Source organism: Flagellimonas flava, from assembly GCF_900129665.1.
Taxonomy (GTDB): Bacteria; Bacteroidota; Bacteroidia; order Flavobacteriales; family Flavobacteriaceae; genus Flagellimonas; species Flagellimonas flava.
Map to the genome: position 1 here is coordinate 216,627 of NZ_FQWL01000004.1, position 12,266 is coordinate 228,892.

The following is a 12,266-nucleotide window of genomic DNA, read 5'->3' on the forward strand; positions in this document are numbered from 1 at the left end:
AATCTATGGGTTTTGAATACTTTTTAATTTGTTGATAACCAGTTGGGCGACTGAGGCTGCCGCAGTTGGGTCTTGGCCCGTTATAAGTCTATCATCTGCAATGGAGAAATTATCCCAGCCTTCCTTCGAATACTGAAAATCTCCGCCACGTTCGGTAAGCAGTTGTTGTATGGAAAAAGGGAACTGTTTATAGTACGTCGCTTCCATGTTTTCGAACAGATCCGGGAAACCGTTTACCTTTTTGTTCTTGTAGATATATTCGCCTTCTGAGGTTTTTAGGTTGACCAGACCTGCCGAACCATGACAAATAGCGGAGATGACGCCCTTGTTCTTTTCATAAATTTCCATACTGATGCGTTGTATCAATTTATTTTCGGGGACCCCGAACATGGCCGCGCCGCCACCCCCATAATAGACCGCTTGATAATCCTCAGGGACAACGTCACTTGGTTTCATGGTGGTTTTGAGCAATTCCATAAAGTTGAAGTCGTAGAGGTATTTTTTTTCGATGCTATCTGAGGTATTCAGGTATCCTATGGGTATTGGTCCACCTTCAGGACTTACAAAGTCAACGTCGTAACCAGCTCTTTCAAATTCGTCATAGGCCAATACCAATTCAGCAAAATGATTGGCGGCATTAATATCTGTATCGCCATAGGTATGCTGGTTAGAGGTTATAAATAGAATTTTGCCAATATGGTTGGACGCGATGGTAGTTTGCGTTACGTTCCCCTCCTTTTGGTTGTAGGTTTGTTTTTGATGACAAGAACATGTGAAAAGAACTAAAACTATGGATACAAGCTGTCTCATTGCCTTATTTTTGGCAATTTTCAGATTTCCATGGTCAGCACGATGAGAACTTATAAACTAGGAGTTCGGATTTATAAAAATGAACCCTACTTTTCCGACCTAAACTGGGAGGGCGTCATCCCTGTTAGCTTTTTAAAGGTGCTAAAGAATGTAGATTTTGAATTAAAACCAGATTCATAGCCAATTGCTTCCAAAGTTAGGTGGGTTTGTGAGGTTAGCAGTTCTTTGGCCTTCGAAATCCGGAATTCGTTCACGTAAATCGGAAAGCTTTTTCCAAGATTATCGTTAAGCAGTTGTGAGAGCTGATGAACAGATACATTCATTTTCTTGGCAATATCCGAGGATTTAAGATTTGCATTCACATGAGGTTCTTCATTTTGCATTAGACCATTTAATTTTCTGATCATGGAATTAGCCTCCTCATCAGAAATTCGTTTGTCCGCATAGCGTTGTTCGGGAACAAAAATGGAACCGTTCTTCTTTCGATTGAAAAATACCAAAAGGGCCAACAGGTAAAACAAAAAGGAGAATGTCAATGCACCTACCAAATAGTAAGTGATATTGGTGAAGTAATAGGCTGCCCAAATTACAAGGTTCCCAACAAAAACACTTATGAGCCAAATTTCTTGGGCATTCATTTTGTGATTGGTTCTGAAAAGCTTGGAAAACTTGGACCTTAAGACCCAACCAGAGGCGAGAATGTAAAAAAACCATTGCAAATAGATTCCATATATGACATAGTGCCTCCAGAGATGGACGAATTTTTCAAATGGGTAAAGAATGCCGAAAATGACTATCACGGGAGCCAACAGCAGTATGTGATATATCCAACGAGTTGTAATCTTACTTTTTGGAATTACTATTGACGACACATAGAAGAAAAGAAAGGGGCCTACGAAAAAACATGCTGTAAGTCCTAATTGTAGATAAATAAAGGCCAAATCCGGATTGAAATAAAAAATTACGGATTTGCCTATCCTGAAACTCATCATAAGTAACATAACCCCTAAAAACCGATTGGAGACATGTCTAGGTTTTGCCAAAAACAAAAAATAAAGTCCCAAACATACTCCATTGAATGCACCCAAAGCGCTAAAGAAAAAGAGGAGGTTCTGGTTGAATTCCATTTTTGATGATAGATGGTCTATGCCTAAATTATGAAAATTTCCATTTTGCCAAGAATTCTTTTAAAGTTCACCAATTATGATTAGTCCACAAATGCAGTTGGGGGCAGAACTATAGGATTGCATCGAAGGATTTGCCTGTTGCACATCTTACATTGATTGTTTTCGTTCAGTTGTTTTAGGGATACCAAGGTGGGGTCAGGCAGAGCATAGGCATCGGCAGCCTCATAATTTACCTCGTAACCCATGTCTTCAAACGCAGCAACGGACATTCTACTGATAGGGTTACCCCCTGAATCGATAAAGCCCGTCATCAGTTCGTTATCAAAAACTTGTTCTCTCCAATGCCCATCCCTGGTACCGCTTCCACCGGTATTTGCGACTGGAACAGAGATTTTTTCTTCTTCTCCACTTAGCGTTTGATATTCCATAATGGCATTTTTTCCTGTGAATACGGGATTGTCGGTGCCCTCACCTTGAATCAATCCAAGAAAATCAGTTGACCAAAGTGTGCCGAAACCCAGAACATGTCCCATTTCGTGGATAATAACATCTTTTAGTCCATTTTCTGCCTCAAGGCGTGCTAAATCTGCGCTGTCAAAGCGCATAATTCCGGTAGCAGGAAGAAAGCTTCCCGGACGCAACTGGGTTGGTCCGGCCTGGCCTAGAATTCCTGAAGCGCCGTCAATGCTTGTGCCTTGTGCATCAATGCGCACATTGTCCACTACCTCGCCATTGGCAAGTTGCACTCTAGGTAAATCTCCAGTAATTAGTTCTGCCCATCTGCTGGCCGCCTCATCAAAAACAATTTGTTGGGAGGGTGTCAACCCACCCAAAAATCTAACTTCTATAGCAAATCCCATAATTTTCAAGTTTTATACCTCAATTGATTAAAATGTTCAATGCGTGCTGATTAGAATCGTATAGAATAGTTACGTGTAAAATGAGAAAATGCGATGTTAAAGGAAGGGAAAATTCTAACTGGCTAGGCTATAACCAATACGTTACCTTCAAAACAAGGGACCTGTTTTTTATGCCCAGGCCTTGAGTATCATGGTTTTCATTGAAAATCAAGAAAATGTCGGACATTGGACTGTAACGCCATTGCAGGCGCGAAAAAGCACTAAAATTATCGCCTTGGGTATTGTATTGCAATACGTTTCGCATAAAAAGTTTATTGGAAAAACTGATGTCCCCATTGAAGCGGACCAAATGGATTTTATCTTTTCCAAAACCTTCTGCCAGTTGGATATCGTTAAAATCATAGGTGAGACCAAAACTTCCCCAAGGTCTTAAACGGAAAGAGCCCTGAACCATTGCTCCCAAACGTGTACCATTAAAGAATTGGCCATAAGCCAAGCTTGTGTTCCATACAAAGGTTTTACGCTCGTCGGAATCATAGTAGAGCTCGGACCATAAAAATGAGTAATCGGCAATTGGAATGGGGGTAAAATCATCACCTATCAAGGAGGTGGGAAACAACAAGTTTACCTTACGATAGCGCGTCAACCAAATCATTCGCGCGGTATTTCTAAATTGAAAATCGTAACCCAGATTGTTTTGGGTCTCATTTAAAGTGCCATCAGGGTTTAAATACAAATTGTACCAAGTACGAAGACCATGTGAATTTAACTTCTTGTTTTCATCTTCAACAAAGGTGATATATCGGAACCACTGATTGATATAGGTATATCCCAGTCGAACCGTTTCCTCGGTTTCGGCATTGGTGTTTTCCAAACGCGGATTTATTCCCAATTCCGTGATATAGTTATCACCCACTACGTTGAAAGTCCAGCCGGTTCTTATTCTTTTGGAAGTATAGGAACCTTCGAGTCCATAGAAATGGGTATCCTTATAGTTTTCTGGGGTCAATGAGGTATGATACATAAAAGTGGTATTGAGCCTACCGCTATCTGATATATAACTGAACTCCAGACCTGCATTCCTTGAATACTCCAGCTCCTCTGTGTTGCTTGTGGCTTGCCGATTGATAAAAAGCCCTTTGACGACAGATCGTTTCAACACTCTTTGTTGGAAAGCTCCAACACTATAGTTTTGAGCGGCAAATTCATCGGTTTGGCGTGTTTGCACGTTCATCACCCCAACACGCAGGGTAGGGGAGATGTTACCAGTCAGCCTACCTCCAAAATCAATAGGTACCGCGTCACCATCATTGATACCAATACGCCTTGAAAAGAAGGGTTTGATATCATAGGTTCCAAAGCTGGAAAATATATCGTTGTTTTCTAGAAAAAAATTACGTTGTTCCGGGAGAAAAATATTGAAACGGGTGATATTGGTCACCTGCTGGTCCACATCGGCATTGGAGAAGTCTGGAAACAGGGTTAGGTCCAAATTAAGACTGCTGGTCAGTGCTATTTTAACTTCTCCGCCCAAGTCGCTGTTCAATTCAGCTTCAGATTGGTTTTCGTCTTCAAAATCCCTTACGGAAGAGGAGGTGACATAAGGATTTAGAATAAAGGCGCCTTTGGCTTTTTCTGGACTTTTATCCCATTCCATAGATCCCATATAGTTTAAACTCACACCGTTAAAATTGACGGGGAATTGGGTCCAGGTGGTATACTCATTATTTTGTTTATCGCCCCTGATAAAATTGATGCCCCAGGTGGTCTGGTTGGCATTATATCGTAGTGTTTTAAAGGGAATGGCCATTTCCACCAACCAGTATTCTTCATATTGAGCGGTTTTTGAGGCCCATTTGTTATCCCAGTTTTCCGAAAGCCAAGTTTGGGAACCTTCAATAGTAAGATTTCCTTCCGTTTCCGCTCCTCCGGCGGTCACCCCAAAAAAGAAGCCGCTTTGCTTGGTGTTTACAGGGTCTAGAACGAATGAAAAATTATCACTGCCCCAATAGTCATCATCACTATCACGGACCAAGGATTGAATGATCCTACTTTCCTTATCATAGCACTTGGCCAAGAGGTAAAGGTTTTGATCATCGTAAGTGAGCTTTACCTCGGTTTGATTTTGGGCCTGCCCCACATCACTTGGCCAATGGTTAAAGAAATTTGTAATGGGAAGATGTTGTCCCCATTCCTCAATCCCTATTGCCCCATCCAAAACTATAGGTTGAGTCGCCTTCTTAATTTGATATTTGAACAGGGCCCGGGTATCGCCACCTCCATTTTGACCTAATCCTACAAAAGATACCACGATAAGGGAAAGAGTGAAAGGCAGTTTCATGAACGGTTCGTTTTTGATGATACCCAAAGAACCTTCATGCCATGTCCAATATCAAGTCTCTTATGGGAATGTCAAGGCAATAGGGGTAAATGACGTTTATGTTCAGTTTGATGCCGAAACTGTCTTTAATTATGTTGAAAAGCGATGTTTTTATAATGCTCGCACCGCTTTTAAGGAATGCTTAACTGTTCTTTTGAATTATTTGGGAAACCTGCGTAGGGAATCAAGGGCCTTGGAACGATAATTTCGCCCTATGGGAAGTTCTTTGCCCTTTATTTCGACCATAATACTATTGAAGGCCGTCACCTTTTCCAAAGAAACAATAAAGGACCTATGAATACGGATAAAATGTTTGCTCGGTAGTTTTTCGGCCAAATAACCGATCCGCTGTGTTGTGGAAATTTCCTGTTCTTTGGTATGGATGATGACCTTGTCGTTGAGACTCTCCAAATAGCTGATCTCGGATAGGTCGAGTTTTACAATTTTTCTTTGGGTTTTGATGTATAATAACTCGGGTTCCTCGCTTGGTAAACCTGTTGGATTTACTTCCTGTATCATCTCACCTGAACCGCTTCCGCCGGAAAGATATTTGTTGGCCTTGGCGACTGTTTTCATGAATCGCCCGAGGGAGATGGGTTTTAGGAGGTAGTCAATAGCATCAAGTTCAAAGGCCTTAATGGCAAATTCCCTATAGGCAGTGGTGAACACGACCAACGGTTTTGGGTTTAGTGATTCTAATAATTCCAGGCCGTTGATTTTAGGCATTTTAATGTCCAAAAAAACCAAATCAACATCCGTCTTTTGCATGTGGCTAAAGGCTTCCACGGCGTTAGCGCACACGGCTAAAACCTCCAACTGTTCAATTTGATCCGCGTATCCCTGAAGCACATCCCTTGCTAAAGGTTCATCGTCAACAATAAGGCATTTAATTTTTTGGAACATAGCGCAAAATTAGGAGCTTAAATGACTCAAGTCAATTTCCAATTTGATTAAAAAACTGTCGGGTTCCTCCAAAATCTTCAGTTCATGTTTGTTGGGGAAAAACAGCACCAATCGGCGTTTTACATTTTTCAGGCCGATATTTTTATCACTATCCAAATTTTCACCCGTTTCATTTGTGGCCTTGCTGTTCTCCACCATAAACTGAAGCTGTTGGTTCTCCAATTTTAGGTCTATTTTGATCCACGAATCAGAAATAAGGTTGTCTGCACCATGTTTAAAGGCATTTTCTACGAATGGTAAAAGCAATAGGGGAGGTATTAGACTCTCCTTGTTGTCGTCTTTCAGTGCAGTTGATATGGTCAGCTGTTCCCCATATCGAAGTCGTTCCAGTTCCACAAGATTCATCAATTGTTCCCACTCCTTCTCCACGGTTATTAGGCGATCATTGCATTCGTAGAGCATGTAGTCCAGGAATTTGGACAGCCCTAAAACGGCATCTGGGGTTTGTGCGGATTTTGTCAAAGACAGGGCATAAATACTATTTAGCGTGTTAAAGAGGAAATGGGGGTGTATTTGTGCCTTTAAGAATTTTAACTCGGTTTCTACCTTTTCTTTTTCCAAAGCCTTGTTAATCTGCTCTTTCTGGTAGTAAAACCGTTGTAATTTGATGGCCATGGCCACAAAAACGGGAGTATATATACGAAGTAATGAATTGAGGACTTTTGGAAAGTACCAAACTGGGTCTTTCCAGTACCCTTCTTCAAACGAAAACCAACGGTATAGAAACCGCCAGCTCATATAGCGGTCAATCAACGCCATACTGATGGCCAACAAAAGGGACAATACCACGTAAGTGACCATTTTTTTGGGATATAAAAATTTGGGCATCAAATAGTAGAGGGTGATGTAGGTGGGTATCAGCTTCCATGGCAATAGAAATAGCAATTGAAGGAATTCCTCGGCGTAATTTCCTTTATAACTGCCCCAAAAAACAGTGTAAAAAAGAATATATACGAACCAAAAGAGGAGATGATAATAAATCCTGTTTTTTGAGCTCAGTATCTTTTCAATCATGGCCATTATCTTTATCCCGGATTTTGGATAGCAAACTGCCTATGAAAGTACAAAATAGGTGGAGGTTTGGCTTAAAAGAACCGCAGACAACCGGTTTTGGGTGTTAAATGTATGGTTCGGACAGAAATGCAATGACCATAAATGAAAAAACTCCGGTAATCAGCCGGAGTTTATTCATCAATCAAAAAACGAACAGTCATGATAAACTGTTGTAGGATTACAAATTACAACTTTCTTGCCAAAAAACAAATTTAAGGTTTGTTTAACTGTAATTTGTGAGGATAATCTGATAATTTATCCCAAATAAGTCTTTAAAATTTTACTTCTGGAGGTGTGTTTCAACCTTCTAATGGCCTTTTCTTTGATTTGTCTTACACGCTCACGGGTCAAATCAAAGGTCTCTCCAATTTCCTCCAAGGTCATGGAATGCTGGCCAGCTAAACCGAAGTAAAGCCTTATAACATCAGCCTCTCGAGGAGTTAAGGTTTCAAGGGCACGTTCTATCTCAGTACGCAAAGACTCATGCAACAATTCCTTATCCGGATTTGGAGACTCTCCACTTCGCAGTACATCGTATAGGTTAGAATCCTCGCCATCAATTAATGGAGCATCCATGGATACGTGCCGACCGGAATTTTTAAGCGATTGCTTCACATCTTCCACGGTCATGTCCAATTCTTTGGCAATTTCTTCAGCGGAAGGGACACGTTCATGTGCCTGCTCCAAGAAGGCAAAAGTCTTGTTTATCTTGTTAATGGAACCAATTTTGTTCAATGGCAAACGTACAATTCGCGATTGTTCTGCCAAAGCTTGTAAAATGGACTGACGAATCCACCAAACCGCATAGGAGATAAATTTAAATCCACGGGTTTCATCAAAACGCTGTGCAGCTTTAATAAGCCCCAAGTTTCCTTCATTGATCAAATCAGGAAGGGTTAATCCTTGGTTTTGGTACTGTTTTGCTACGGAAACCACGAACCTTAGGTTGGCTTTAGTCAGTTTTTCCAAGGCTATCTGGTCTCCCGCCTTAATTCGTTGTGCCAATTCTACTTCTTCATCGGCGGTAATCAGGTCTACCTTACCAATTTCCTGTAAATACTTGTCTAACGATGCGGTTTCCCTGTTGGTAACCTGTTTTGTGATCTTTAACTGTCTCATCTAATTTTCCCTTCTTTTTTAATTTTAGAACCGAAGCTCATTAAGTTATACGTAGGAAAATGCAAAAAGTTACAATTTGGTAAAATTTATTTGGATTTTTTTTCTTAAATAGAAAGCCCCGTGGATATTCCACAGGGCTTATGTCAATCTAAAAGGTCCTTTAATTTAGTCCCTTCTTGGCTTTCTGTCTCTGTCGCGATTTCCACCTCTTCGATCACCGCCTCTTCGGTCACCTCTATCATTTCTTGGTGGTCTTTCCACATAACCTTCAGGTTTTGGCAATAATGCCTTTCTAGAAACCTTTTCTTTGCGGGTTCTTGGGTCAAGCCCGAAGTACTTTACATCGAAAACGTCGCCCATATTAACCACATCGGAAACCTTTTCAGTTCGTTCCCATGCCAATTCAGATACATGAAGCAATACTTCATTGCCTGGAGCCTCCATGTATTCCACTACAGCACCGAAATCCAGCATTTTGATAACTTTTACTTCGTAAACGCTACCAACTTCTGGCTTAAACATTAGGGCATCAATTTTGGCGATTACGGCATCAATACCACCTTGGCCAGTACCCAAAATTTCAACAATACCTTCTTCTGTATCAGGATCCTCGTTGATTACAATAGTGGTATTGGTCTCTTTTTGTAATTCTTGAATCACTTTTCCACCAGAACCAATAACTGCACCGATATATTCACCAGGAATAATTTTGGTTACAATTTTTGGAGCGTACGACTTCACATCTGCATTTGGAGCCGCGATGGTATCTGTCAGTTTTTCAAGGATATGAAGTCTTCCATCTTTGGCCTGCATCAATGCCTTTACCAAAATTTCATAGGATAATCCCTTAACTTTAATATCCATCTGGCACGCGGTAATACCGTCGGCAGTACCTGTCACCTTGAAGTCCATATCCCCCAAGTGATCTTCATCACCTAAAATATCGGAAAGAACAGCATACTTTCCTGTTTCTGCATCGGAAATCAATCCCATTGCAATACCTGAAACGGGCTTTTTTAATTGTACCCCTGCATCCATCAAGGCCATTGTACCGGAACAAACCGTAGCCATGGAAGAGGAACCGTTTGACTCCAATACTTCGGAAACAACTCTTACCGTATATGGACAATCTTCAGGAATCATCCCTTTTAACGCACGTTGGGCCAAGTTCCCGTGACCTACTTCTCTACGGGAAGTACCGCGAATTGGTCTAGCTTCTCCGGTAGAGAAAGGAGGAAAGTTATAATGCAAATAGAAAGTTTCTTCACCCTCATAAGATGGCATATCTATCTGATTGGCTTCTCTAGATGTCCCTAGGGTTACAGTGGCCAAGGCCTGCGTTTCCCCTCTGGTAAAGATGGAAGAACCATGAACAGATGGCAAATAATCGATTTCACACCAGATTGGTCTGATCTCATCCGTTTTACGTCCATCCAAACGCAAACCTTCTTCTAAAGTAAGATTACGCACGGCTTCTTTCTCTGCCTTGTAGAAGTATTTGGAGACCATGCCCCCGATTTCTTCCAATTCTTCTTCTGAAAAAGTGGCTTTTACCTCTTCTTTGATGGCGTCAAAAGCAGCACTTCGCTCATGCTTTGCAGAACCTGCCTGGGCAATTGCATATACCTTATCATAGGTAAGGTCGTACACCTTTTTGGCTAAATCCTCATCTTCTTGCTCCGGCTCGTACTCCCGCACTTCTTTCTTTCCGAAAGCTTCGGCTAGTTTTATTTGAGCAGCACATTGAACTTTAATAGCTTCGTGTGCAAACTTAATGGCCTCTACCATTTCCTCTTCGGAAATCTCATCCATTTCCCCTTCCACCATCATTACGGAATCGGCAGAAGCTCCAATGACCATATCAATGTCAGAATCTTTGAGCTGTGCTCTTGTTGGATTAATGATCAATTCGCCATTGATTCTTCCCACTCGGACTTCCGAAATGGCGCATTCAAATGGAAAATCCGAAAGTTGAATTGCAGCGGAAGCGGCAAGCCCAGCCATGGCATCAGGCATTACATCTTCATCGTGAGACATCAATTGAATCATAACCTGTGTTTCGGCATGATAATCTTTTGGGAACAAAGGACGTAGCACACGGTCCACCAAACGCATGGTCAATACCTCACCATCGCTAGGTCTTGCCTCACGTTTGAAAAAGCCACCGGGATAACGCCCTGCTGCAGCAAATTTTTCGCGGTAGTCCACAGTAAGTGGTAAAAAGTCTACATCGCTCTGTTTGTAGTTGGAGACAACTGTACACAATAGCATACACTTGCCGGATTGTACCACAACAGAACCATGGGCCTGTTTGGCCAATTTTCCAGTTTCGATAGAAATTTCCCTACCGTCACCGAGGTCTATGACCTCTTTAAAAGTTTTTGGAATCATAAAATTTGTCTTACCCTGCATTTTTGGAAATGCGGGTCGTTAAACATTTGGTCTACCGCCATCCGGACGGTCGGGTTGTGTTGTTGTTGTGTGTGCCTGGGGCACTGACCAATGAAAAACTATAGGTAGCTTTTTGTGTTGCCCTTCCTGTAAGTCGGGACTTTATATAACCCCAAGTCTAGCCCAGGGTAAAAACAATGGGAGCCCAAAGGACTCCCAATCATTTTTATTTTCTAATACCGAGCTCTTTAATCAGCTCACGGTATTTTACAATATCTTTTTTCTTTAGGTAATCCAAAAGACTACGTCTTTTACCTACCATTTTCACCAAAGAACGCTCAGTGTTATAATCTTTATGGTTCTTTTTTAGGTGTTGTGTTAAGTGGTTGATACGGTGTGTGAACAATGCGATTTGCCCTTCCGTAGAACCTGTGTTGTTTTCTGCTCCGCCGTGTTTTTTGAAAATCTCGGCTTTTGCTTCTTTAGTTAAATACATTCCAATATTTATTTAAATGATTTTTATGTACCTGATCGTCTCTCAATCAGCGTGCAAAGATAAGCCCTTTTTTGGGAACGTAAAATTTTACGGTCAAATTAAACCTTTTGTTTTTCCATTGGTCATAGGAGCAAACCATTTAATACAATCATTATGAAAAAGAATCTCAAACAAATGAACTGTTCAAGAATTGCCCCACTATTTCTTGTTGCCATGACAGTGCTGGTGACTTCTTGTTCCAAGGAAGAGAATGTTGATGGGGAACTTGCAACCTCCAATGAAGAGGTTATCACGGCTACAGAGCTGCAGTATAGTGACGAAGCCGAAATGATTTCCGAAGAGGTCACTACTATTGCCGAGGATATTTATGCCACGGATGAAATTTCCTTGACCGCTAAAGCTGATTATGAGTCGGACCATTTGCCCGATTGCGTTACCATTACCACCGTTGTTACCGATACTACAAGGGAAAAGACCATTGATTTTGGTGAAGGATGCGAATTGCCCAATGGTAATGTGCTGTCTGGAACAATCCAGTTAAGCTATGCGAAAGACATGACAGCGGCCTCCAAATCCATAGCGCTTACCTTGAAGAACTTTACCTTCAATGGCGTTGCTGTAGAGGGATCGGCTGATATTTTACGTGTGCGTTCCAATGAAAATGGGAATCCGCAGGGAACCGCTAATGCATCGTTCAATGCCACGTGGCCAGAAGGGGACACCGCTTCCTTTGAAGGCACCCGGACCCGGGAATGGATAGAAGGATATGGTTCTGGATTTTGGGGAGACAATGTCTTTTTAATTACCGGCAAGCGTACTTACGTGGGTAGGGAAGGCAATGTATTTGTAAAAGAGGTGATCACGCCTTTGCGAAGGGAAATGTCCTGCAGATTTATTGTGAGCGGTGTTCTAGAAATCTCCAGAAATGATAATACAGCTAGTTTGGACTTTGGAGATGGTAGTTGTGATGCAAAAGGTATTTTAACCCAGCCTGATGGCACTGAGGTGGAAATTTTCCTAAGAAGATTTTGGAAACAATAGGAATGGATTCAGTTAAAAAAAAGAAA

General features: G+C 41.5%; 10 protein-coding genes. 1 reads left to right on the forward strand and 9 read right to left on the reverse strand.

The genetic code is table 11. From position 1 onward, the window contains the following. Positions 1–3 precede the first annotated feature (3 nt). The 9 genes from BUC10_RS13500 to rpsO form a co-directional block, all read right to left on the reverse strand. Positions 4–810, reverse strand: a complete 807-nt coding sequence (locus BUC10_RS13500) for a type 1 glutamine amidotransferase domain-containing protein (protein WP_073180555.1) — start codon at positions 808–810, stop codon at positions 4–6. An 86-nt stretch (positions 811–896) separates the two neighbouring features. After that, positions 897–1,937, reverse strand: coding sequence for an AraC family transcriptional regulator (locus BUC10_RS13505; RefSeq protein WP_073180557.1), 1,041 nt, complete (start codon positions 1,935–1,937; stop codon positions 897–899). An 80-nt stretch (positions 1,938–2,017) separates the two neighbouring features. Further along, positions 2,018–2,797 (reverse strand): leishmanolysin-related zinc metalloendopeptidase, encoded by a 780-nt coding sequence (locus BUC10_RS13510; protein WP_073180559.1) that lies wholly within the window; start codon positions 2,795–2,797, stop codon positions 2,018–2,020. 127 nt (positions 2,798–2,924) lie between these two features. Then, a complete protein-coding gene (locus BUC10_RS13515) occupies positions 2,925–5,138 on the reverse strand; it encodes a DUF5916 domain-containing protein (RefSeq protein WP_073180561.1) in 2,214 nt (737 codons plus the stop codon). Positions 5,139–5,336: 198 nt separating this feature from the next. Continuing rightward, entirely contained in the window at positions 5,337–6,080 is a 744-nt protein-coding gene (locus BUC10_RS13520) for a LytR/AlgR family response regulator transcription factor (RefSeq protein WP_073180563.1), read from the reverse strand. Positions 6,081–6,089: 9 nt separating this feature from the next. Then, positions 6,090–7,154, reverse strand: coding sequence for a sensor histidine kinase (locus BUC10_RS13525; RefSeq protein ID WP_073180672.1), 1,065 nt, complete (start codon positions 7,152–7,154; stop codon positions 6,090–6,092). Positions 7,155–7,448: 294 nt separating this feature from the next. Continuing rightward, positions 7,449–8,312: a sigma-70 family RNA polymerase sigma factor gene (locus BUC10_RS13530; RefSeq protein ID WP_073180565.1), complete on the reverse strand. Its 864-nt coding sequence runs from the start codon at positions 8,310–8,312 to the stop codon at positions 7,449–7,451. Positions 8,313–8,477: 165 nt separating this feature from the next. Beyond that, positions 8,478–10,703, reverse strand: a complete 2,226-nt coding sequence (locus BUC10_RS13535; protein ID WP_073180674.1) for a polyribonucleotide nucleotidyltransferase — start codon at positions 10,701–10,703, stop codon at positions 8,478–8,480. A 226-nt stretch (positions 10,704–10,929) separates the two neighbouring features. Next, positions 10,930–11,199: a 30S ribosomal protein S15 gene (gene rpsO / locus BUC10_RS13540; RefSeq protein ID WP_073180567.1), complete on the reverse strand. Its 270-nt coding sequence runs from the start codon at positions 11,197–11,199 to the stop codon at positions 10,930–10,932. 153 nt (positions 11,200–11,352) lie between these two features. On the opposite strand from rpsO, the gene BUC10_RS13545 reads away from it, so the two are divergent. Next, positions 11,353–12,240 carry a hypothetical protein gene (locus BUC10_RS13545; protein ID WP_073180570.1) on the forward strand — a complete coding sequence of 296 codons (888 nt, stop codon included), beginning with the start codon at positions 11,353–11,355 and terminating at the stop codon, positions 12,238–12,240. The last annotated feature ends 26 nt before the right edge of the window (positions 12,241–12,266 follow it).